Source organism: Streptomyces iakyrus, from assembly GCF_000717055.1.
Classification (GTDB): Bacteria; Actinomycetota; Actinomycetes; order Streptomycetales; family Streptomycetaceae; genus Streptomyces; species Streptomyces iakyrus.
Genome location: NZ_JNXI01000028.1, coordinates 41701 through 64568, shown reverse-complemented (window position 1 = coordinate 64568; position 22868 = coordinate 41701). Strand labels below are relative to the sequence as shown.

Here is a 22868-nt window from a genome sequence, read left to right as displayed (position 1 = left end):
CCCGGAAATGCCCCTGACCGGGGCTCCACACCGGCGTTAGCGCGTCTACCGTGACGACGGGGCCCCGGCCGGGTCCCGCACTTCTTACACGACCACTCTTCCCGAGGAGGACCCATGCCGTTAACGGACCGATCCGTACTGCGGCGCATCGCCGCGCGGGCTACGGCCCTGGCTGTGGCAGCCGGCATGGCCGTTACCGCCGACCTCGCCGCCGCTCCCGCCGTCCACGCGTCGCCCGCTGCCGCAGGACCCCTGCGCTGGGCACCGTGTGACGACCCGGCGAAGCCGGGAGCCGAGTGCGCCACCCTGTCCGTACCGGTCGACTGGGCCCATCCGGGCGGGCCGAGACTCGAACTGGCCGTGGCGCGCCGCAAGGCCACCGACCCCGGCGCGCGCGTCGGCTCGATGGTGTTCGGCCCCGGCGGGCCGGGCGACTCGGGGGTGAGGATGGTGACGGACCGTGTCAGCCGGTTCAGCCCCGAGGTCCGCCGCAGGTTCGACATCGTCAGCTTCGACCCGCGCGGCGTGGGCCGCAGCAACCCGGTGACCTGCTCCAGCGGCCTGCTCGCCGAGCGGCCGTCGCCGGAGCTGAGGAGCCAGGCGGACTTCGACGCCACCATGGCGTTCAACAGGCGGCTCCGTGCCGACTGCCGGGCCCGCACCGGCCCGGTGTTCGACCACCTCGACACCGCCCAGACCGTCCGTGACGTCGACGCCCTCCGCGTCGCCCTCGGCGAGCGGAAACTGACCTTCCACGGCAGCTCGTACGGCACGCTGCTCGGGGCGCAGTACGCCGAGACCTACCCGCGCCGCGTGCGCGCGATGGTGCTGGAGAGCGTCATGGACCACAGCGTCGCGGCCACCCGTGACTTCCTGCGGGCCGAGGCGGCCTCGGCCGATGATTCGTTCCGGGAGTTCGTGAAATGGTGCGACGCGACCGCGCACTGCGCGCTGCACGGCCGCGACGTCCGCGCCGTCTGGCAGGCTCTGTTGACCCGCGCCGGACGCGGCGAGCTGGAGGACCCGGCGAAGCCGGGCAGCCCGCTGTCGTCGCCGGACCTGGTCAACAAGGTCGCGTTCCGGAAGTTCTACGAGGCCGATTTCGCGGGCCTGGCCACGGCGATCGCGACGATGCACGCGGGCAAGCCACTGCCCGCGTCGCCCCCTTCGACAGCGCCCCTGCCTCCGGCCACGCCGGTCTTCTGCTCGGACTGGGACCTGCCGGTACGCGACTACCGGATGTACGCCTCGCTCGTCGCCATGATGAACAGGACCGCGCCCGACCTGCCCTACCTCCTGCCGATCCACATGGTGGCGGCCTGCCTGGGCGCGCCGGCCGCCAACCCGCAGCACCGCCTGGACGCACGCGGTGCCCCGCCGATCCTGGTGTCCAACGCGCTGCACGACCCCGCCACCGGCTACCCGTGGGCGGTCTCGGTGGCCCGGCAGCTCGGCCGCAGCGGCGTGCTCCTCACCTACGAGGGCCACGGCCACGGCAGCGTCACCAACGGCCCGTGTATGGAGAACGCAGTGGACGGCTACCTCACCGATCTGACACTCCCACCACGGGGCACCAGCTGTCCCGCCCGGGACTCGGTCAACGCGCTGGGATCGCCGCCTCGGCAGCTGCCTTGATCCTGGCGCCGAAGGCCGGGGCGTCCTTGCGTGCGGCGGTGAGTGCCAGGCCGACGAGCAACTTGCCGAGTCCGTGGCCCTCCAGCACGTTGTGGATACGGACCCGCGTCCTGCCGTCGGCCAGCGGCTCCAGGTCGTAGCCGCCCTCGGCCACCGACACGCTGTTCTTGGACACCTCGGTCCACCGGATCCGCGCCGGGGCTCGGAGCTCGGTGATACGGAACTCCCTGGCCGTTTTCACCCCGGCGTCCTTGACCGTGCTGCGGAAGATCGTGCCCACGGCGGTTGGGGTCTCGGGAAGCCGTTCGATCCTCTGCACCCGGGGGCTGAACTGCGGATCGTTGCGCCCGTCGGCGAGGTAGTCGAACACCGCCTCGACGGGCCGGTCGATCTCGGTGGTCGCTTCGAACTGTCCTGACATGAGGGCTCCTCGGTCATCTGGTCCGCGCGGTCGTGAAGGGCCGTCAGGGCGTCCTGCCGTAACGGCATCGAGACCCTACGGGAGCGCCGGGCATCCCGCGAGGCGACAAGCGGGCCACCGGGATTCCGGCCCGGAGTGATGAAAGGAGCCTGGGCGTGAGGCGGGTGGCCATTGCTCCGTACGCCACACCGCAGATCAGCGAGACGAGCAGGGCCGCCACAGGGGAGTGGTCCCGCAGGTGGGGATAGACCTGGAAGTGCGTCAGGTAGATGTAGAGCGAGCTGCCCGCCAGCACGCCCGCCAGCCGGTTGACCGGGCCGATGCTGGGCAGGGCGGGCACCCAGAGCAGCAGGACGAGACCGCCGAGCACGATCGTCGTCCGCAGAGTCTGCTCCCCGGGGAAGAGACCGGGCACGGTGAGCAGCGTGACCGCGGTCAGCCCCAGCCGCTGTCCCGCCGTGCGGGCCCGGGCCGCCGCCCAGCCCAGTGCGAACAGGAAGAAGACCACTGTGGGGCTCAAGTGGAAGCGGACGTGAGCGAGGCCCCAGGGGTCGTAGCGGCCGACGAGTCCCAAGGCGACCAGTGCCAGGGCGAAGCCGAAGGGGTGGCGCCGCTCCGTGCGGTGCAGCCAGGGGATCGACAACAGAACCGCCAGCCCCGCCAGGAAGTGGACCAGCGCTTCGACGAACCAGTAGCGCCACTCCGGGTCGGAGTTGTCCTGTTCGAAGAGGCTGTTGGCCAGGACGACGTTGGCCAGGTCGTACTCTCGGGTCAGCAGCAGCGCGAAGGCGATCCACACCATGCTCGGAATGGCGATGCGCGCGATACTCCGCCCCATCCTGCGCAGGCGCTCCCCGCGTTCGCCGACGGAGAGGTGGAAGCGCGCGAAGTTGTATCCGGCGACACCGAGCAGGACGTGGGCCCCGCCCTGGACGAGGAAGACGGGGATGTGCGAGCCGACGACGAGGACGATACCGACCGCCCGCAGGGCGATGCCGGTCTCCAGGCTACGTCGCAGGCCGCGCCGCGGTACGGCAGTGGGCGTGCACCGCGCGGCCGGGGTCCTCAGCCGGCGGATCGGTGTGGTGTGCCAGTCGGGGGGCAGCTCGCCCAGGACCTGCTCCAGCCGCAGCGACATCTCGACGTACGAGAGTGAGTCGCCGCCCAGGCTCACGAAGCTGCTGTCCTCGGTGACGTCGGTCCGGTCGAGGATCTCGGAGTAGAGGGCACAGAGGTCGTCGTCCGGAGCCGGTGTCGGATCCTGAGTGCCGCGAGCCAGCCGTCGTACCGCTTCGTAGTCGGTCTTGCCCGAGGCGAGCCGCGGAAGCTCGGACACCGGCAGCACTCGTATCGCGTGCGGCGGCAGACCGCAGCCTTCGCTCACCAGCCGCCGGACGGCCGACGTGTCGGCACCCGCCGGGCGGGCCGTGACGACAGCCAGAGCGTCGTCGTCGCCCACGCACGCGGCATGGATGCCGTGCCCTTCCAGCCGCGCCTCCACCCGGTGCGGGTCGAGGCGCAGGCCGAGGATCTTGATGAAGCGGCTGCGCCGCCCCACGATCTCGTACAGCCCGTCGGGGGCACGCCGGGCGATGTCCCCCGTGGGCAGTTCCTCCAGGGTGCGGCCGAGAGCGAGGTCCGCGGGCGTCTCGGCGTAACCGAGCATGACGTTGGGGCCCGAGTAGACCAGTTCGCCGGTGTCGGACGCTGTGATGCCGTCGACCGGCCGCAGCCGGAAGGAGCCCCCGGGAACCGGTATGCCTATGCTCTCCGGGCGCTCGTGCGCGAGTGCCGGAGGCAGATAGGCCATGCGGGCCGTTGCCTCGGTCTGCCCGTACATGACGAACAGCTCCCAGCCGGACCTCCGGCCCAACTCGGCGAACGCGGCGACCCGTTCGGGTGCCATGCGGCCACCGGCCTGGGTCACGTAACGCAGGTGGGGCAGCCGCATGCGGGCGAAGCCGACCCGGTCGAGCAGATCGAAGGTGTACGGCACTCCGGCGAGGGCGGTGCCATGGGCCGCGCTGAACTCCTCCCAGAAGGCGGTGTCGGCCACCGAGCGCTCGGTGAGGATCAGTCCGGCGCCGCGCAGCAGGTGGCTGTGGACGACGGACAAGCCGTAGCAGTAATGCAGGGGCAGGGTCGTGGCGGCACGGTCGGTCTGACGGATGCCCAGGTAGCCGGCTATGGACTCGGCGTTGGACTGGAGGTTGTCGTGCGAGAGCCGGACCAGCTTCGGTGAGCCGGTCGAACCGGAGGTGCTCAGCAGCAGCGCGAGATCGCGGTGGAGGGTGTGAGCGCTCGTCCGGTGCCGCTCGTGGAGAGCCCAGGAACGGTCGTCGGCCGGGCGCGCGATGACGTCGGGGTCGTAGGCGGCCGTCAGGGCGTCGATGGTGGAGGTGCTGTCGCCGGGGACGAGCAGGACCGGGTGGCCGCCGGCGAGGGCCGCGAGGTGAACCACGAGAGACTCGGTCCGGTTGGCGCCCGCCAGGAGCACGAGGCGGCGCGCGCGGCCGAGGCGTTCGGCGGTGGCGGCGACCCGCTCCGCGAGCGCCCGGTAGGTGACCTCGCCCGATGGCGTGATCAATGCGGTGCGATCACCGTGAGCCGCGAGGTCACGCGCGAACGGCACCCCCGGTATGCGCGCGGGCGGCTGCGGACGCGAAAGGGGGACAGAACGCGGAAACACCGTGGTCAAAGGGGCCGGAGCAGGTCGGGATGAGTCGATCACGGGCGCGCAACCTTTCTGCGGCAGCGTCCGCAAATAGCACAGATCCCTTGACGGTTAGGCAAGCTTTACCTTATTCATAGCATGTTCACAGCTGGCTTGAAAGCATCGCTTCGCCGCTCGCTGACCCGACGCCGCAACCCGCGGCGTACCGGCGAGCCACCCAGGAAGGCACACCACATGCGACGCCCCTCGGCTCGTCGGATCACCGCGCTCCTCGCGGCCGGCCTGCTCCTGCCCGTCCTCGCCTCCTGCGGCTCCGGCGACGACAAGGGCGGCTCCGCTGAGGGCGGCGACTCCGCCCTCGTCATCTACTCCGGGCGCAACGAGAAGCTGGTCAAGCCGATCCTGGACAAGCTGGAGAAGGCGGTCGGCGCCAAGGTCGAGGTGCGCTACGGCGACAGCGCCGAACTGGCCGCACAGATACTGGAAGAGGGCGACCGAACCAAGGCCGGACTGTTCTTCTCACAGGACGCCGGTGCCCTGGGCGCCCTGTCCAAGGAGGGCATGCTCGCGAAGCTGCCGCAGTCGAGCCTCGACGAGGTGGACACGGCCTACCGCGGCGAGAAGGGCGACTGGGTGGGCCTGTCGGGGCGGGTGCGTGTCCTCGCCTACAACCCGGACAAGGTCGCCGAGGAGAAGGTCCCGGACCGGGTGGCCGATGTGACGAAGCCAGAGTGGAAGGGCAAGGTCGGCTTCGCGCCCACCAACGCCTCCTTCCAGGCCTTCGTCACCGGCATGCGCGTCCTGGAGGGTGACGACGCCACCCGGCTGTGGCTCAAGGGCCTGAAGGCCAACGGGAAGGTGTACACCAACAACCTCGCCACCCTCGACGCCGTCGAGTCGGGCGAGGTCTCCCTCGGCCTGGTCAACCACTACTACTGGTACGAGCGGGTCGCCGAGAAGGGCGAGGACAAGGTGGGCGCACAGCTGAAGTTCCTGCCGGGCGGAGACCCCGGCGCGCTCATCAATGTCGCCGGCGTCGGCATCCTCAAGGAAGGCGGCCAGGCCGAGACCGCACAGAAGGCCGTCGATTACCTGCTGTCGAAGGAAGCGCAGACCTACTTCGCCGACACGACCAAGGAGTACCCGCTGGCGGCGGGCGTCACCAGCAACGTCGAAGGCCTGCCGCCGTTCGACTCCCTGGAGTCCCCGGACATCGACCTGGGCAAGCTCGAATCCCTCCAGGAGACCCTGGCGATGCTCCAGGACGTCGGACTGGTCTAGGAAACGTGAGACGACCGGCAGAAACGCCGAGCCCGACGTGACCACATCGGCATCCGGAGGCCGCCCGGCCGGAGCACCTGCTCCCGCCGGGCGCCGCCCCCTCCGCAAGGCGGACGAGACACCCGCCGGCCGCAGACCTCCATGGGTCCTGCTCGCCCCCGCCTGCGCGGCCGCGCTGTTTGCGCTGTTGCCCCTGGGCTACCTCGCGGTCCGCGCCTTCGAACGCGGTCCGCGCTTCGCCTGGAACGTCGTCGGCGACGAGCGGACGCTGCAACTCCTCACCCGCAGCCTCTCCCTGACGGCCGTCGTCGTGGCAGCCAGCCTGGTGCTCGGTGTCTCCCTGGCCTGGCTGACCGTACGCACGGCCCTGCCCGGGGCACGCACCTGGTCGGTGCTGGTCACCCTGCCGCTCGCCGTGCCCAGCTACGTGGCCGCCTTCACCTGGCTGGCCAGCGCACCCCGGACCGCCGGATTCGCCGGAGCCGCGCTCGTCCTCACCCTGGTGAGCTTCCCCTACGTCCACCTTCCGGTTGCCGCTGCGCTCCGCGGCATCGACCCGGCCCAGGAGGAAGCCGCCCGCTCCCTGGGCCACGGACCGATACGCACCTTCCTGAGAGTCACACTGCCTCAGCTGCGCCCGGCCGCCGCAGGCGGAGCACTGCTCGTCGCGCTGTACGTGCTCTCCGACTTCGGCGCCGTCTCGCTGATGCGCTACGACACCTTCACCCGCGCCATCCACACGTCCTACCGCGCCTCCTTCGACCGCACCCCGGCCGCCGCACTCAGCGTCGTACTGGTGGTGATGACGGTGGCGCTGGTCGCCGCCGAGACCCGCACCCGGGGGCGCGCCGGCCATGCCCGGACCGGCGGTGGGGCCGCCCGTCCGGCCGTGCCGGTGCCCCTCGGGCCCTGGCGGATCCCCGCCCTGGCCTGGTGCGCCACGCTGGTGGCCGCGTCGGTGGCGTTCCCGCTCGGCACCCTCGGCTACTGGCTGGCCGTCGGCAACTCGGCGACCTGGGATTTGGGGACGCTCGGGGAAGCCGCCTGGACCACCCTCGGCGTCGCCGCGGCCGGAGCCGCCCTGACCACGCTGCTGGCACTGCCCGTCGGGGTGATCGCCGCACGCCACCGGGGACGCGGAGCGCGGCTACTGGAACAGGCCGCCTACGCCGGCCACGCACTGCCCGGCATCACCGTCGCGCTCTCCCTCGTCTTCTTCGCGGTGCGCTACGCCTACCCGCTCTATCAGCAACTGCCCCTGCTCATCGGCGCCTACGCCGTGCTGTTCCTGCCCGTCGCGGTCGCAGCCACCCGCGCCGCCGTCCTCCAGGCGCCGCCCGTCCTGGAGGACGTGGCCCGCTCCCTGGGCCGTTCGCCCCTGCGGGTGCTGCGCGAGGTGACCGTGCCGCTGGCCGCACCGGGTGTCGCGGCCGGTGCGGCGCTCACCTTCGTGGTCTGCATGAAGGAACTGCCCGCCACGCTGCTGCTGCGCCCCACCGACGTGGACACGCTGGCGACCCGGCTGTGGACCGAGACCGGGTCCGGCTCCTTCGCGGCCGCCGCGCCCTACGCCGCGGCCCTCATCCTCCTGGCCGCCGTCCCCTCCTACCTCCTGGGCAGGCACCGCACATGACCGACCACGGCAACGAACTCCGCATCGAGCAGCTCACCAAGTCCTACAGCTCCGGCGCCCCCGTCCTCCAGGGCCTGGACCTCACCGTGCCGGGCGGGACACTGGCCGCCGTGCTCGGCCCCTCCGGCTGCGGAAAGACCACCCTGCTCCGCGTCATCGCCGGGTTCCTGCGCGCCGACACGGGCACGGTCACGCTCGACGGACGCACCCTCGCCGGGCCCGGCGTGCACCTGCCGCCGGAACGGCGCCGCATCGGCATCGTGCCGCAGGAAGGCGCCCTCTTCCCGCACCTGTCCGTCGCCCGCAACGTGGCGTTCGGACTGACCGGCCTGGACAGCGGTGGGCGCCGTCGCCGGACCGCGGACATGCTCGACCTCGTCGGACTGGCCGGCTACGGCGACCGCATGCCGCACGAACTGTCGGGCGGTCAGCAGCAGCGCGTCGCCCTGGCCCGCGCACTGGCCCCGCGCCCCGCACTCGTCCTGCTCGACGAACCGTTCAACGCCCTCGACAGCGCGCTGCGCACCGGAGTCCGGGCCGATGTGCGATCCGCCCTGCGAGCCACCGGGGCCACGGCCCTGCTGGTCACCCACGACCAGCAGGAAGCCCTCTCCACCGCCGACCTCGTGGCCGTCGTACGGCAGGGCCGTGTCGCCCAGTGCGACACCCCCCAGGACCTCTACCGGCGCCCCGCCGACCCCTGGGTCGCCGGTTTCGTCGGCGACGCCGTCCTGCTTCCGGCAACGGTGCACGGGAGCGGCTCCACCGCCACGACACCGCTGGGGACCGTGGCACTGGCCGCCCCGTCCGAAGGCCGGAGCACGGGCACCGTCGTCTTGCGCCCCGAGCAGTTGCAACTGACCCACGCCGACACCGAAGAGGCCGTGCGCGGCACGGTCAGAGACGTCTTCTACTACGGCCACGACGCCAAGGTGACCCTGAGCGTTCAGGGCGTCGACGACCCGGTCGACGTCCGCGTCGCGGGGCCGCTGTCGGTCGGCCCCGGCCAGGAGGCGGCGATCCGCGTCACTGGCGAGGCGACGCTGCATCCGTAGCCGGCCCCGCTGCTACCGCTCGCGCAGTTCATCGACCTCGGCGGCCAGCACGGCCGCCTGGTGCAGCTGCGTGTAGTACCTGCTCGCGTACGCGTCGTCGATCGCCGGGAGGACCCGGTCGAACGCCGCCAACACTCGTGTGAGGGCTGCGCGCTGCCGTGCGGCGAGGGGCCCCTTGAGAGCGCTGGCCGCGCAGCCGTAGGCGTCCGCGTCGAGCATCACCATGTCCTGATCCTCGATGTCCACGCCACGGAAGCCGGGCGGGAACGGCATGGCCATATGCTCGGCCGTCATGCGTGAGAGCGCGTCCAACTTCTCAGCCAACATGTCGGCGATCATGTCAGGCGCCCTCCCGGCCAACGCGCAAGGACGGCCTGCCTGTGCATACTCAATCCCGTGTCGAGGAGCCCGGAGCGGCTCAGGACGAGCCCGTCGCGATCGTCGGAGCAGCCTGCCGCTTTCCCGGCGAGGTACGTGCACATACAGCTACCGCATGCCGATCACCTCTGTTCAGATGGCCCGGACACGCGGGCCGGTTTAGCGAAGACGTACGCCGTGTAGCGCGTGACGTGCCCGATGGCCTGGTGGGCCCGGACGATGGCGATGACCTCGTCCCACTCGCGGGCGTGGAGTTCCCTCAGGCCGGGCCACCGTGCACACAGGGCCTGTCGCCCGGCCCGGGTGGACGCGGCGCCGGCGAACAGGGCGGAGAGCCGGGCCGCCCGGTGGAGTACGGGAGTGGTCCAGTCGAGGACCCGTTGCGTGGTGAAGCCGGCGGCGGATGCCATGCGTGGGTAGCGCTCGTACGGTTCGATGTCGTCGAAGCGCCAGGTGCCGCGAACGAGGCCGTTCGGGTCGAGCGTTCCGATCGGCTGATCCCCGCCGGACGTGACGTCCACGAGGACGAGCCGCCCTCCGGGGCGGAGCAGTCGGAAGCTCTCGCTCAGGAACGACGTACGGCCTTCATGGCCGAAGTGGAAGGCGGCTTCCAGGCAGTGCACACGATCGAAGGAGCCGTCCGGGAGCGGGACGTCCGCCGCCCGTGGCGGCAGAGCCGTCGCGTCGGCGACGGCGAAGCGCGCGCCCGAGCGGCTGCCGAAGCGGCGACGGGCCTGGTCGATCTGCGCGGGCTGGATGTCCACCCCCAGCGCCCGGCATCCGGCGGCGCCGAGCCGCGCCGTGGTGTCACCGCGGCCGCACCCGGCATCCAGCACGAGCTGTCCCGGCCGGGCCTCCAGCAGCGCCAGCGACCGGCGGGCCAGACGGCGCTGGAAGAACACCGGCCCCGCCAGGACGGCGACCGGAAGGGTGGGGAGGGTGAAGTAGCCGATGTTGGCCAGCGTGTCCCAGCCGAGGTGCCGCAGGACCCGGAAGAGCACGCTGTCGTCGCTGTAGGCACCCGTGAGGCTGTTGCTGTCGTCCATCCCGCATTCCCTGCTTCCCTCGGATACGACTGTGGTCCGCTGCCTGTCTCACCGCCCCGACCTGTATCTACACTGAGCTCATTGAGGATGTTCTTGACATACCGGAACCATCATGCGCTGTCAGCGGATGCTCGTACCGGTCCTCACCCTGGTCCTCGTCATGGTGCCCGCGGCCTCCGCGCAGGCACAGGGTGAGGAAGTCCCGCGCGGGCCCACCTTCGCCGCACGCGCTCTGCAGGCGCTGATCGACGGCATCCAGTTCGGAGTGATCATCGCGATCACCTCGGTAGGACTCTCGCTGATCTTCGGCACCATCCACCTGATCAACTTCGCGCACGGTGAGTTCGTCACCATCGGCGCCACCTTCGCGTTCTTCCTCAACGTCTCCCCGGCCGGTCCCGGATGGCACCTGATCCCCGCCGCCCTGGCCGCCGTGGTCTTCGGCGCCCTGCTGGGCGGGGCGGTCGAGCGCGGTGTCTGGCGCCCGCTGCGGGCCCGGGGCACCGGACTGATCAACATGTTCATCGTCACCATCGGGCTCTCGCTGCTGCTGCGCCACGTCGTCCTCGTGCTGTACGGAACCCGGCCCGCCTCCTACGCCCAGTACGACATCCAGAGCGCCCTCGACCTGGGACCGGCCGGTATCACCCCGCGGGACCTCACCGTCACCCTGCTCTCCGTACTGGTCCTGCTCGGCACCGCCGCGCTCCTGCAGAAGACCAGGATCGGCACGGCCGTCCGGGCCGTGGCCGCCAACCGGGACCTCGCCGAGGCATCGGGCATCGACGTACAGCGGGTTGTGCTCTTCGTGTGGATGCTCGGCGGCGGGCTGGCAGCGCTCGGCGGCGTCTTCTTCGGCCTGGTGGAGATCGTCACCTGGGACATGGGCTTCAAGCTCCTGCTGCTCATGTTCGCGGGGATCATCCTCGGCGGCCTCGGCTCCGCCTACGGCGCGATGGTCGGCAGCCTCGTCATCGGCATCGTCGCCCAGATGTCCACCCTGTGGTTCCCGGTCGACCTGCAGTACGCATGGGCGCTGCTCGTCCTCATCCTCGTCCTCCTCGTCCGGCCGCAGGGCATCCTCGGCCGGGCCGAACGCGTCGGGTGAGGGGTGTGCCATGGACTTCCCGGCCATCGTCTCCGACGCCCTGCGCTCGGGAATCGGCCCCATCGCCGCCGTCTACGCCCTCGCCGCGATGGGACTGAACCTGCACTTCGGCTACACGGGCCTGCTGAACTTCGGCCAGGTCGGATTCATGCTGGTCGGCGGCTACGGTCTGGCCATCACGGTGTCGACGTACGACGGCCCGATGTGGCTCGGCGTCCTGGGCGGAATCGCCTGCGCGATCGTGCTCGCCCTGCTGCTCGGCCTGCCCACGCTGCGGCTGCGCGCCGACTACCTCGCGATCACCACGATCGCGGCGGGGGAGACGCTACGGCTCTTCTACCGGTCCAGCTGGGCCGAACCGGTCACCGGCGGGGTGTTCGGACTGCAGCGCTTCGCCAACGACTTCTACGCCCTCAGCCCCATCGAACCCGGCACGTACGGCGTGTGGCTCGTGAGGTTCAGCTCCCGCGACCTCTGGGTGATGATCGTCGGATGGGCGCTGGTGGCCGCGGTCGGGGGCCTGCTCGCCCTGCTGATCCACAGCCCCTGGGGCCGGGTCATCCGGTCGATCCGTGAGGACGAGGTCGCCGCGCGCAGCCTCGGCAAGAACGTCTACGCCTACAAGATGCAGAGCCTCGCGCTCGGCGGCGTCATCGGAGCGGTCGCGGGCATGATGCAGGCCATCCAGGTGCAGTCGGTGAACCCGGACAACTACGACCCGGGCGTCACCTTCTTCCTGTACACGCTGCTCGTCCTCGGAGGCGCCGGGCGGATTCTCGGGCCGGTCGTCGGCTCGGTCCTGTTCTGGTTCGTCCTCAGCTTCCTCGACAGCGCGCTGCGCCAGGCCATCGACGCCGGGCACATCTCGCCGGAACTCATCAGCACCTCGGAGGTCGGCGCCGTGCGTTTCGCCCTGGTCGGGGTCGCCCTCATCCTGCTGGTCGCGTTCCGGCCACAGGGCATCCTCGGCAGCCGGAAGGAGATGCTGCTCAGTGGCCGCTGACCCGGCCGTGCCCCACCCGGGCCGGCCCTCCGCGATCCATCCCGAGCCCGGGGTGCGCAAGCCCGACCCCCTGCTGGTCCTGGACCAGGTGACCCGCACCTTCGGCGGCCTGGTCGCCGTGCGGGTCGAGCACCTGGAAGTGCAACGCGGTGCCATCACGGCCCTCATCGGCCCGAACGGCGCCGGCAAGACCACGTTGTTCAACGTGGTGAGCGGGTTCGACCGGGCCGACGGCGGCCGCTGGTCGTTCGCAGGGCAGCCGCTCACCGGCTCCCCGGCACACCGGGTGGCAAGGCGGGGACTGGTCCGTACGTTCCAGCTCTCCAGAGCACTCGCCCGGCTCACGGTGCTGGAGAACCTGCTGCTCGCCGCGCCCGGGCAACGCGGCGAAGGGGCCCTGCCCGCGCTGCTGCGACCGCTGTGGCGCGGACAGGAGCGGGAGTCCGAGCGCCGGGCCGACGAACTGCTGGACCGGTTCCGGCTCGGGCCCCTGCGCGACGACTTCGCCGGCACCCTCTCCGGCGGACAGCGCAAACTGCTGGAACTGGCCCGCGCGCTCATGACCCGGCCGGTGATGCTCCTGCTCGACGAACCGATGGCCGGGGTGAACCCCGCGCTGGCCCAGTCTTTGCTCGGACACATCACGCGGTTGCGGGACGAGGGGCTGACGGTGTGCTTCGTCGAGCACGACATGGACGTGGTGATGGGCATCAGCGACTGGGTGGCCGTCATGGCCGACGGCCGTCTGGTCGCCGAGGGCCCACCGCACACGATCGGCCGGAACGCCGCCGTCGTGGACGCCTACCTGGGCAGGCGGCACGACGAGCCGGAGGCGACCGGCGAACAGGGCGAGGAGGGGTAGCGATGTCCCTGGAGGAGCAGGCGCCGGTGCTGGCGGCCGACGAGATCGTCGCCGGCTACGTGCCGGGCGTCGACGTACTGCGCGGATGCAGCGTCGAGGTGCGGCCGGGCGAGGTGGTCGGCGTGATCGGTCCCAACGGCGCCGGCAAGTCGACCCTGGTCAAGGCCGTCTTCGGGCTGCTGCGGGTACGCGGCGGGACCGTACGGCTGCACGGTGAGGACGTCACCGGACGGCCCGCGCACGAGATGGTCCGGCGGGGCGTGGGCTACGTGCCGCAGCTGCAGAACGTGTTCCCCACGCTGACCGTCGAGGAGAACCTGCGGATGGGCGTGTATCTGCGGCCCAAGGACCAGGCGCGGCGGGTCGCGGCGGTCGAGGAGCTCTTCCCCCTGCTGGCCGGCCGACGCAAGCAGAAGGCCGGCGCCATGTCCGGCGGCGAGCGCCAGATGCTCGCGATGGCCCGCGCCCTGATGATGGAGCCGCAGCTGCTGCTGCTCGACGAGCCGTCGGCCGGCCTGTCACCCGTGCACCAGGACCACGTCTTCGACCGGTGCAGGATGATCAACAGCGCGGGCGTCGCCGTGCTCATGGTCGAGCAGAACGCCCGCAGGTGCCTGCAACTCTGTGACCGCGGCTACGTTCTCGACCAGGGCCGCAACGCGTACACCGGCACGGGCACGGCCCTGCTGCACGACGAGAAGGTGATCGAGCTCTACCTCGGCACTCTCGCCCGCGTCCGTTGATGCCGGCTGTCCGTCCTCTCCGTCAGTCCTCGGCCCTGCTGGTCTCGGTGCGCAGGGTCTGGAGCTTGCCTTCGTCGTCGTAGCCGTACACCTCGATCGACGCCTGGCCCGGTTCGCCCTTGTCGGTGAAGTCGAGCGGGCCGCTCACACCGTCGTAGTCGATGTCCCTGCCGTCGGCGAGGAGTTCCTTGCAGGCGGCGAACGAGGTGCACTTGTCGCCGTCCTTGGTGATCCCGTTCATCTCCTTCACGTAGTCGCCCGGATCGTCGGACTCCGCCTTCTCGGCGGCGAGCGCGATCGTCGTCACGCAGTCGAACACCTGCGGTGCGAACTGCAGCTCCTTCAGATCCGGCGCGAATTCCTGGAGGTCCTTCACGTACTGCTCGTTCGACGCCGAGGCCGGCGCGGTTCCCTTCATCCCGGAGAGCCGCTCGGGCTGGCCCGGGGCGACGAGCGAGGGCAGTTCCTCGCTGCGCAGGCCGTCGGCGCCGTAGACGCCGATCTGGTCGGGCCCGAGTCCGGACTCGATCATGCCCTGCAGAATCTGGGTGCCCTCCTCGAAGGCGATCACGACGGCGGCTTCCGGCCTGCTGTTCTCGATCTGCTGCACGACCTGGTCGAAGTTGGTCGCCTTCGGGTCGTAGGTCTCGGCCAGCGTCACCGTCGCCCCGCGCTCCTCCAGCGTCTTGCGGGTGGCCTCCATCAGGCCGCGTCCGTAGTCGTCCGCGCGTGCCACCAGGGCCACCCGGTCGTGACCGTCGTCGCGGACGACGTCGGCCAGGATGGGCCCCTGCAACGCGTCGCTCGGGGCGGTACGGAAGTAGAAGCCGTCGTCCTCGTAGTCGGTGAAGGTCGGGGCGGTGTTGGACCCCGAGCACTGCACCACGCCCGCACCGGTCACCCGGTCGATGAACGCCAGCGACATGCCGGAAGCCGCGGCGCCGACGACCGCGTCCACGCCGGCCGCCAGGACCCGGTCCGCCGACTGTGCCGCGACGGCCTCCTGGCCCGCCTCGTCACTGGAGACCACGGCGGGCACCGACTTGCCCAGGACCCCGCCCGCGTCGTTGATCTTCTCTATCGCGAACTTCAGCGACTCGATCTGCGGCGGGCCGAGGTAGGCCAGCTGTCCCGTCTCCGGCAGGACGTAGCCGAACTGGAGCTCACCGTCGCCCGGCTCGGCCTGGGCGGTACCCGTCGTACCGCAGACGGCTATCACAAGAGCGGCCGCGCTCGCGAAGATCGCGGACCGCCGTATCGACGCTTTCATCTCCGCCTCCGCTCGTACAGGCGGCGGTGGTCGACTGGCCGGCCATCGCCCGCCATCTGTACATGAGGTTAGATCTCATTTGCAGTGCGGAACAGCGTGAAACGTACACTTTTTCGATTGGGTGGGTCCTCGCGGCATCGAAGACGTAGAGAGGTGGGCCGGGGTCATGACTCCCGCGCCAGCCGCACGATCGCCGCGACCGACCGGTCGATGTCGGCCTCTGTCGTGGCGTGGCCGGAGACCGAGATGCGCATCAGCCGTCGGCCGCGCCAGGTGGTGGCGCCCATCCAGCAGGTGCCCTCGTGCTGCACGGCCTGCACCACGCGGTCGGTGCGGGCGTCGTCGCCGAAGCCGACGAGGACCTGGTTGAGCGTCACGTCGTTCACCACCTCGAAGCCGGCCGCGGTCAGGCCGTCGGCGAAACGGCGGGCGAGGGAGCAGCAGCGGTCCACGAGCGCGGCGACTCCGTCCCGGCCGAGTTCACGCAGCGCCGCCCAGGTGGCGAAGCCGCGGGCGTGGCGGGACGACTCGACGGTGTAGTCGGCGCCACCGACCGGAGCACCGTCGGCACGGGTGAGGTAGGACGCGGTGTACGCCAGGGCATCGGCGTGCACGGCGGGGCGGGAGCAGAAGGCGTAGCCGCAGTCGTAGGGCACGTTCAGCCACTTATGGCCGTCGCAGGCCCAGGAATCGGCCAGCCCGACACCGTCGACGAGCGGGCGGGTCGCCGGGCTCGCGGCCGCCCACAGGCCGAAGGCGCCGTCGACGTGCACCCAGCCGCCGTGGACGTGGGCGAGATCGCAGACGGTGCGGAGGTCGTCGCAGGCGCCGGTGTTCACGTTTCCCGCCTGCGCGCAGACGATCGCCGGCGTGTCCGGGGCGGAGTCCAGCACGCGGCGCAGCTCCTCGGTGTCGAGGGCGCCGCGTCCGTCCGTGCGGACCGTCTCGACGCAGTCGGCGCCCAGGCCCAGCAGCCGCAGCGAGCGGTCGATGGTGGCATGACGCTCCTCACCCGCGACCACCCGCAAGCGCGGGGCGCCGCCCAGCCCTTTGCGCGCGACGTCCCAGCCGGCCTCGGTGAGCAGGTGCTGCCGGGCTGCCGCCAGCCCTGCGGTGTTGGCCGCCTGCCCGCCGGTGACGAACCCGGCGGACGCCGTGGCGGGGAGGCCGAGCAGGTCTTTCAGCCAGGCGCCCGCCGCCTCCTCCGCGGCGAGGGCGGCGGGGGAGAGTGCGGCGTTGAAGGCGTTCTGATCCCATCCGGCGGCGAGGATCTCCGCGGCGGTGGCCGCGGGCAGCGCCCCGCCGACGACGAAGCCGAAGAAGCGCGGTCCCGCGGTCGCGACGAGTCCCGTCTCGGCGGCGGCCACCAACTCGTCGACCACCACGATCGGGTCGGCGGGGGAGCGGTTCAGGGTGCGGGAGAAGGCGGCGCGCAGGGCCGCGTGGTCGACCGGGCGCGCCACCGGCCGCCCGGGCAGTGAGCGGCGATAGGCGGCGGCATGCTCGGCGGCGTGACGGATGACCCTGGTCAGCTCGTCCATGCCCGGACGGTAACCGCCCGTGCGAGCGGCCGGGAACGGCCAATGGAGGGAGACTGGCCTGTTCGTGAACCGGTTGAGGCGAGACGGTCCGTCTTGTTATGGTGAGGGCATGGCTTTCCTCTTCTTCGTCTGAGTCCGGGCACGGCCGATGCCGCCGTTTCTGCTGCCCGTAGACCTTTCGCATGCCACCAGGGAACGTCATATGCGCGACCGCGCCCGCTTCACCCTGCCCACCGTCGCCCCCGCCGCCATGACCCAGCTGTCGTTCAGGGACGTCACCAAGACCTACGGCACCCGGACCATCCTCGATCAGGTCTCCTTCACCGTCCGCCCGGGCGAGAAGGCCGCCGTCATCGGCGAGAACGGCGCCGGCAAATCCACCCTGCTGCGGCTGCTCGCCGCCGCCGAAACGCCCGACGCCGGGGAGATCACCGTCAGCTTCCCCGGCGGCACCGGCCACCTCGCACAGACCCTCGACCTCGATCCGTCCCGCACCGTGCAGGATGCCGTCGACCTCGCCCTGACCGAACTGCGCGACATGGAGTGCCGGCTCCGTGCAGCGGAGGAGTCCCTCGCCGACGCGTCGGACGAAGAGCTCGCCGCGTACGGTGAACTGCTGATCGCGTACGAGGAACGCGGCGGCTACACGGCGGACACCCGCGTCGACGCCGCCCTGCACGGACTCGGACTCACCGGGGTCACCCGCGACCGCCTGCTCGGCTCGCTCTCCGGCGGTGAGCAGTCGCGGCTCGCGCTCGCCTGCGTCCTGGCCGCCGCCCCCGAGCTGCTGCTGCTCGACGAACCGACGAACCATCTCGACGCGGCGGCCGTGCACTGGCTGGAGGAGCACCTGCGCGCGCACCGCGGCACCGTCGTGGCGGTCACCCACGACCGCGGCTTCCTGGAACGCATCGCCACCACGATCCTCGAGGTCGACCGGGACGAACACACCGTGCGCCGGTACGGCGACGGCTGGGCCGGCTACCGCGCCGCGAAAGCCGCCGCCCGGCGCGCCGCGGAGCAGCGGTACGCGGAGTGGGTCGCCGAGGTGGCCCGCATGGAGGAACTGCTCGACGCCGCGGGCAGACGGCTCGCCACCACCGGCCGCGACCCGAAGCAGGGATTCGGCAAGCACCGCCGCTCCAGCGAGGCGAAGCTCGGCGGGCAGGTGCGCTCCGTGCGGGAGCGCCTGGCCCACCTGCTGCGCCACCCGGTCACAACACCCCCGGCACCGCTCCGCTTCACGACGGCGCTGTCGACAGCGGACGGCGCGGACCAGGGAGCCCTCGCCGAGATCGACGACGTACGAGTCGGGGAGCGGCTGCGTCTGGACGGCCCGCTGACGATCGCGCCCGGGCAGCGCCTGCTGGTCACAGGAGACAACGGTGCGGGCAAGACGACGCTGCTGCGCGTCCTGGCGGGCGACCTCGAGCCGGACGAGGGCACGGCACGCCGCCCTGCCCGGATCGGCTATCTCCCGCAGGAACTGCCCGTGCACTCCCCACGGCTCCCGCTGCTCGCCGCGTTCGCCGCCGGGCGCCCCGGACCGCCGGACGAGTACGCCGAACAGCTCCTGACACTGGGCCTGTTCCGGGAGGAGGACCTCTCCGTCCCGGTCGCAGCCCTGTCCGCCGGCCAGCGACGTCGGCTCCAGATCGCACGCCTGGTCACCCGGCCCGCGGACCTCCTCGTACTGGACGAGCCGACGAACCACATCGCGCCCGACCTGGTCGAGGACCTTCAGGCCGCGCTCGCGGCGTACCGGGGGGCGGTGGTCGCGGTCTCGCACGACCGCGGCTTCCGTGCACGATTCGAAGGGGAGCGGCTGGAGTTGCGCGCGGGGCGCAGGTATTGACCGGAGGAGGTGTGCGCATCATCCGCGCCGGAGCCGCGGCGACGACGGTGAAAGACCAGGACGCGCTTCGGCCGCCCCCGAGCGCCGGTGAGACGCTCGGAGACGGCCGGGGCCGGTCGGACTGCCGGCGTCAGCAGGGCTGCGGGATGCCGTTGCCGATGTGGGTCGGCACCGGATCGGTCTCGCTGTAGATGTCCGTGTCCTTCATCCACCCCCACTTGCCGTTGTCGGCCTGCGTCCAGTGCCACCGGTTCGGGTGCGGGCCGCCGACGTAGGCACCGGTGTCCCTGCGGCACTCGAACCAGCTCGGGGTCGAGTACATCTTGCCGACCGGACGGCTGGTGTCGGGGGTGGCGTAGACCGTGGCCCCCGAGACGTTGTTGCAGTACATGCGCATGCCGCCATCACCCCACCATCAGGGATTGGCCGCCTCTGCCGTGCCGGAGAAGACGGTGGCCAGCGCGGTGAGTGCCACGCCGGTGACGAGGGCCGGGAGCTTGTGCGTGAGAGTCTTCATGGTGATCCCCCTGTGGTGGAGTCGGTGGGCCGTCGACCGGACGGCTGCTACCGGATCCCGCTCTGGACACCGGACCCTAGCGAGGGGACGGCTGCCGAACGTCCTGACAGATGTCAGGGCAACGGCGTCCCCGTTCACGGTGCCCCGTCGCCCCGCTGCCGCTCCTGGTGCAGCACGTCGTCGAGGTCGCCGAGCCGGTCCAGGCCCTGCACCGCGCGCCGCATCCGGGCGTTGCCGGACAACCGGTGCCGGTGCCGGTGGAGAAAAGCCCAGTACCCGGTGGTGAAGGGGCACGCGCGCGGGCCGGTGCGGTCGGCCGGCCGGAAGGCGCAGCCGTCGCACAGGTCGCTCATGCGGTGGATGTAGGCACCCCCGGAGGTGTACGGCTTGGTGGTCATCCGGCCCCCGTCCGCGTACTGGGACATGCCCACCACGTTCGGCACCATCACCCAGTCGTAGCCGTCGACGAAGCAGCGGTGGAACCAGTCGGTGACGGCGCCCGGGTCCCAGCCGCGCTGCAACGCGTGGCTGCCCAGCACCATCAGGCGGGGGATGTGGTGCGTCCATCCGGTGTCACGGACCTGGGCGAGCGCCGTGGCCAGACAGCGGGCGGTGACCGCGTCCGCGTCGAGCTCGCCGAAGTAGGCCGGCAACTCCCGGGTGTGTCCGAGTGCGTTGCCGTTCCGGTAGTCCTCGCCGAAATGCCAGTACAGCTGCCAGACGTACTCCCGCCAGCCCGCCACCTGACGGACGAACCCCTCGGCGCTGTTCACGGGGACGCCACCCTCCCGCCAGGCGCGCTCGGCGTGTTCCACGCACTCGGCGGGGTGCAGCAGCCCCAGGTTCATCGAGGACGACAGCAGACTGTGGGCCATCACCGGGTCGGCGGCCAGCATCGCGTCCTCGTACGGTCCGAAGGAGGACAGCCGGTACGCCACGAAGCGGCGCAGCGCCGACAGGGCCTCGCGCCGGGTGGCGGGGAAGCGGCGGGGGCCGTCCCGGCCGACGAACCGCACGCCGTCCTCGCGCTCCCACCGGTCGAGGTCCTGACGCACCTCTGCGTCGATGTCGTCCTCCCGCGGCCGGTACGGCCCCGGCACGTCCAGTGCGGTGGCGCCGCGCGGCGGAGGCTCGCGATTGGCGTGATCGTGGTTGAACCGGCCCCCGGCCGGGCGGCCACCGTCCATCAGCAGGTCGTGCCGTTCGCGCACCCAGTGGTAGAAGTTCTCCTGGAGCAGCCGCCGCCCACCGAGTCCCTCGGCCCAGCCGGTGAATTCCTCGTGCGAGACCAGGAAGCCGCGGGCGGGCAGCACCCGCACCCCCGGCAGGGAACGCACCAGGCGCAGCGCCGCGTACGAGGTGGGATGGCACACGGTCACCCCTCCGTCGCCCACCGCGCGGCGCAGCCCCGCGCGGTAGGTCTCCGCCCGTACGTACGTCACCCGCTCACCCAGCTCCGCCGCACGGTGCCGCATCGCCGAGAGCACCAGATGGGCCTTGGCGCGGTGGAATCGCCTGCGCCGGAAGACCGACCGTGCCTCGATCATCACCACAGGTGCGGCGCGGTCAGGGCCCTGTCCATGGACGGGCGTGAGGAAATGCGGGCCGAGCTGGTCGCCGAAGAGCCAGTGGGGGGTGGTCATGGCGGGAGGCCTTCTGTGGGGTGCGGGGCATGCGGACGGGCGGACGGTGAGGGGTTCGCCCGCTGGGGCGGTACCGGATGCGGTCGGCCGGCGAGCGTCCCTCGTTCGGGTGCCGGTGGGCGATTCCAGACCGGTGGCAGGTCGCTACGGCGGGGGCGGACGGCCCGCGACGCTGTCCTGACAAGTGTCAGGACGACAGCGGAACCCGGGCGGGTACGTTCCCGGACATGCTTCCTGAGGAAAGGCAAGGCATGTCCATCCTGAAGCGGTACGCATCCCTCGCAGCCACGGCGTTGGCCCTGCTGTCCGTCGGGTGGGCGGGACCGGCATCCGTGGAGACCGCACAGACCTCGGCGGCCTTCGGCAAACAGGCCCACGCTGCCGGCCTCAGCCGGGACGAAGCCGACGCCCTCCAAGCCAAGGTGGACCGCTACCTCGCCCGCCAGGACGGACGGCAGGTCTCGGCGAACGAGATCGTCCTGGCCGATGGCGCCAGGCTGACGGTGACCGTACCCGGCGAGCGCTACGTGCGTGAGATGAACACGTCGGCCACCACCGCAAGCCGGGCCGCCGCGCAATGGGAGTGCGACTACACGTACTTCTGCATGTTCCGCCAGACACTCGGCATGGGCGACCGGCTCGCTCTTTACCACTGCCAGGACTATGCGCTGCAGAACTGGACCGGCGACGGCTCCTACTACAACAACCAGACCCCCGGTACCCGTGCAGTGTTCAAGAACCGGAACCGCAACGTCATCCACACCACCCTGGCCGCTCCCTTCAGCGTCGCGAGCTATGACTGGACCCCCGTCTGGTTCGTGAGGCCCTGCTAGGACGTGGGCTGGGGTCGGCCCGGACCGTCTTGGCTCAGGCCAGCGTGCCCATCAGGGCGGTGACGTAGGCGTCCAGTCGCTCCTCCACAGCCCGCGTCGTCAGCTCAGTCCTCCCTGCCTCCCGCCATGGCTGCGACACCGACTGCACTTCTTCCGAGGCGGCCAATGCGTCCCGCACCAGCCAGTACCGTCGCTCACTCGCGGCCGCGGTCAGCACCCCGCCGGCCTCCTCATACGCCTCGGGGAACCGCAGACCCCACTCCGGTCCGTGCAGCAGTGCGAGATTGACGGAGCAGTGCGCTACATCGAGATCCGCCGGGCCCCAGGAGGTCGCTGCCCAGTCGACGACGCCGGTGATCCGGGCGTCTTCCGGCCTTGAGGGCGGTACGTCGAACAGCACACGGGGCCGGTGCTGGCCACACCAGGGAAGTGCCTTCAACCACTGGAGCTCACCGCGCCCCGTACACCGGCTCCGGCACCCTAGCCTCCGCGAGGAGCTTTAGCGCCGCCTCCCCGGCCCCGGCCGGGGACCACCGGGCGCCCTTGTCCGCTGTGGGACCCGGGCGCCACCCCTCCATGACCGTGATGCGACCGCCCTCCGCCTCGAAGACCCGCCCCGTCACACCGGCCGAGGCCGAGGAGCCGAGCCACACGACCAGCGGGGACACGTTCTCCGGGGCCATGGCGTCGAAGCCGGTGTCAGGTGCCGCCATGGTCTCCGCGAACGTCGCCTCGGTCATCCGGGTACGCGCCGCAGGGGCGATGGCGTTGACCAGGACGCCGTAACGGCCCATCTCGGCGGCGGCGACCAAGGTCAGCCCGATGATTCCGGCCTTGGCCGCGGAGTAGTTGCCCTGGCCGACGCTCCCCAGCAACCCCGCCCCGCTGCTCGTGTTGACGACCCGGGCCGCCGGCGCACGGCCCGCCTTGGCTTCGGCACGCCAGTGGGCCGCCGCGTACTTCAGCGGAAGGAAGTGCCCCTTGAGATGGACACGCATGACGGCGTCCCAGTCGTCCTCGCCGAGGTGCACCAGCATGCGGTCGCGCAGGAACCCGGCGTTGTTGACCAGGGTGTCGAGGCGGCCATAGGTCTCGACGGCGGCGCGGATCAACGAGGCCGCGCCGTCCGTCGTGGCGATGTCCCCGCCGTGAGCGACCGCCTGCCCTCCGCGGGCAACGATCTCGTCGACGACGAGCTGGGCGGGCCCCGTACCGGAACCGGTCCCGTCCAGGCCGACACCGAGGTCGTTCACGACCACCTTCGCCCCTTCGGCGGCGAGGGCGAGGGCGTGCGCCCGGCCGAGTCCGCGCCCCGACCCCGTGACGATCGCGACGCGTTCGCTGCACAGTCCGGACATGCTCAGGGTCCT

The 22868-nt window shown here is 71.3% G+C and carries 19 protein-coding genes and 1 pseudogene; 10 read left to right on the top strand and 10 right to left on the bottom strand.

Features of this window, described 5'->3' with window-relative positions; all coding sequences use genetic code 11:
• Window positions 1–114: 114 nt before the first annotated feature.
• Window positions 115–1635: an alpha/beta hydrolase gene (locus tag OO68_RS35515; protein WP_033313465.1), complete on the top strand. Its 1521-nt coding sequence runs from the start codon at window positions 115–117 to the stop codon at window positions 1633–1635.
• Here OO68_RS35515 and OO68_RS35510 read toward each other — a convergent pair.
• Window positions 1598–2056, bottom strand: a complete 459-nt coding sequence (locus tag OO68_RS35510; protein WP_033313464.1) for an SRPBCC family protein — start codon at window positions 2054–2056, stop codon at window positions 1598–1600. The two genes, OO68_RS35515 and OO68_RS35510, sit on opposite strands and share 38 nt — an antisense overlap.
• A gap of 43 nt (window positions 2057–2099) precedes the next feature.
• Window positions 2100–4643, bottom strand: coding sequence for an AMP-binding protein (locus tag OO68_RS35505; RefSeq protein WP_063739353.1), 2544 nt, complete (start codon window positions 4641–4643; stop codon window positions 2100–2102).
• Between the two features lie 321 nt (window positions 4644–4964).
• Between OO68_RS35505 and OO68_RS35500 the strand changes: the two genes are divergently transcribed.
• From OO68_RS35500 to OO68_RS35490, 3 genes are read left to right on the top strand one after another with little or no spacing between them, the layout of a single operon-like run.
• Window positions 4965–6011, top strand: a complete 1047-nt coding sequence (locus OO68_RS35500) for an iron ABC transporter substrate-binding protein (protein ID WP_033313463.1) — start codon at window positions 4965–4967, stop codon at window positions 6009–6011.
• A gap of 37 nt (window positions 6012–6048) precedes the next feature.
• Window positions 6049–7644 carry an ABC transporter permease gene (locus OO68_RS35495; RefSeq protein ID WP_033313462.1) on the top strand — a complete coding sequence of 532 codons (1596 nt, stop codon included), beginning with the start codon at window positions 6049–6051 and terminating at the stop codon, window positions 7642–7644.
• The gene (locus OO68_RS35490) at window positions 7641–8699 is read left to right on the top strand and encodes an ABC transporter ATP-binding protein (RefSeq protein ID WP_033313461.1); all 1059 of its coding nucleotides are present in this window, start codon (window positions 7641–7643) and stop codon (window positions 8697–8699) included. The genes OO68_RS35495 and OO68_RS35490 overlap by 4 nt, the downstream gene beginning before the upstream one ends.
• Before the next feature lie 12 nt (window positions 8700–8711).
• Here OO68_RS35490 and OO68_RS35485 read toward each other — a convergent pair whose 3' ends face one another.
• Window positions 8712–8993 carry a hypothetical protein gene (locus OO68_RS35485; RefSeq protein WP_245237291.1) on the bottom strand — a complete coding sequence of 94 codons (282 nt, stop codon included), beginning with the start codon at window positions 8991–8993 and terminating at the stop codon, window positions 8712–8714.
• A gap of 206 nt (window positions 8994–9199) precedes the next feature.
• Entirely contained in the window at window positions 9200–10123 is a 924-nt protein-coding gene (locus tag OO68_RS35480; protein WP_078625653.1) for a class I SAM-dependent methyltransferase, read from the bottom strand.
• Window positions 10124–10235: 112 nt separating this feature from the next.
• On the opposite strand from OO68_RS35480, the gene OO68_RS35475 reads away from it, so the two are divergent.
• The 4 genes from OO68_RS35475 to OO68_RS35460 are packed head-to-tail and all read left to right on the top strand — an operon-like array spanning window position 10236 to window position 13839.
• Window positions 10236–11231, top strand: a complete 996-nt coding sequence (locus tag OO68_RS35475) for a branched-chain amino acid ABC transporter permease (RefSeq protein ID WP_078625651.1) — start codon at window positions 10236–10238, stop codon at window positions 11229–11231.
• A 10-nt stretch (window positions 11232–11241) separates the two neighbouring features.
• A complete protein-coding gene (locus OO68_RS35470) occupies window positions 11242–12234 on the top strand; it encodes a branched-chain amino acid ABC transporter permease (RefSeq protein ID WP_033313459.1) in 993 nt (330 codons plus the stop codon).
• Entirely contained in the window at window positions 12224–13096 is an 873-nt protein-coding gene (locus tag OO68_RS35465) for an ABC transporter ATP-binding protein (protein WP_078625650.1), read from the top strand. The genes OO68_RS35470 and OO68_RS35465 overlap by 11 nt, the downstream gene beginning before the upstream one ends.
• Window positions 13097–13098: 2 nt before the next feature.
• Window positions 13099–13839 carry an ABC transporter ATP-binding protein gene (locus tag OO68_RS35460; protein ID WP_033313458.1) on the top strand — a complete coding sequence of 247 codons (741 nt, stop codon included), beginning with the start codon at window positions 13099–13101 and terminating at the stop codon, window positions 13837–13839.
• A gap of 22 nt (window positions 13840–13861) precedes the next feature.
• On the opposite strand, the gene OO68_RS35455 is transcribed toward OO68_RS35460, so the two are convergent.
• The gene (locus tag OO68_RS35455) at window positions 13862–15109 is read right to left on the bottom strand and encodes an ABC transporter substrate-binding protein (RefSeq protein ID WP_033313457.1); all 1248 of its coding nucleotides are present in this window, start codon (window positions 15107–15109) and stop codon (window positions 13862–13864) included.
• Between the two features lie 164 nt (window positions 15110–15273).
• Window positions 15274–16650: a pyridoxal phosphate-dependent decarboxylase family protein gene (locus tag OO68_RS35450; protein WP_033313455.1), complete on the bottom strand. Its 1377-nt coding sequence runs from the start codon at window positions 16648–16650 to the stop codon at window positions 15274–15276.
• 202 nt (window positions 16651–16852) lie between these two features.
• On the opposite strand from OO68_RS35450, the gene abc-f reads away from it, so the two are divergent.
• On the top strand, window positions 16853–18505 hold the full coding sequence (gene abc-f / locus OO68_RS35445) for a ribosomal protection-like ABC-F family protein (protein ID WP_033313454.1): 1653 nt from the start codon (window positions 16853–16855) through the stop codon (window positions 18503–18505).
• Window positions 18506–18635: 130 nt separating this feature from the next.
• On the opposite strand, the gene OO68_RS42660 is transcribed toward abc-f, so the two are convergent.
• On the bottom strand, window positions 18636–18902 hold the full coding sequence (locus OO68_RS42660; RefSeq protein ID WP_245237290.1) for a hypothetical protein: 267 nt from the start codon (window positions 18900–18902) through the stop codon (window positions 18636–18638).
• Window positions 18903–19156: 254 nt separating this feature from the next.
• Window positions 19157–20665 carry a cryptochrome/photolyase family protein gene (locus OO68_RS35435; protein ID WP_033313452.1) on the bottom strand — a complete coding sequence of 503 codons (1509 nt, stop codon included), beginning with the start codon at window positions 20663–20665 and terminating at the stop codon, window positions 19157–19159.
• A gap of 251 nt (window positions 20666–20916) precedes the next feature.
• Here OO68_RS35435 and OO68_RS43250 point away from each other — a divergent pair, with 251 nt between their 5' ends.
• Window positions 20917–21498 carry a peptidase inhibitor family I36 protein gene (locus tag OO68_RS43250; RefSeq protein ID WP_051814918.1) on the top strand — a complete coding sequence of 194 codons (582 nt, stop codon included), beginning with the start codon at window positions 20917–20919 and terminating at the stop codon, window positions 21496–21498.
• A gap of 34 nt (window positions 21499–21532) precedes the next feature.
• Here the strand turns inward: OO68_RS43250 and OO68_RS42655 are convergent.
• Both OO68_RS42655 and OO68_RS35420 read right to left on the bottom strand, forming a co-directional pair.
• Window positions 21533–21898: pseudogene (locus OO68_RS42655) on the bottom strand (aminoglycoside phosphotransferase); the annotation flags it as partial.
• 49 nt (window positions 21899–21947) lie between these two features.
• Window positions 21948–22856 carry an SDR family oxidoreductase gene (locus OO68_RS35420; protein WP_033313450.1) on the bottom strand — a complete coding sequence of 303 codons (909 nt, stop codon included), beginning with the start codon at window positions 22854–22856 and terminating at the stop codon, window positions 21948–21950.
• Between the last annotated feature and the right edge of the window lie 12 nt (window positions 22857–22868).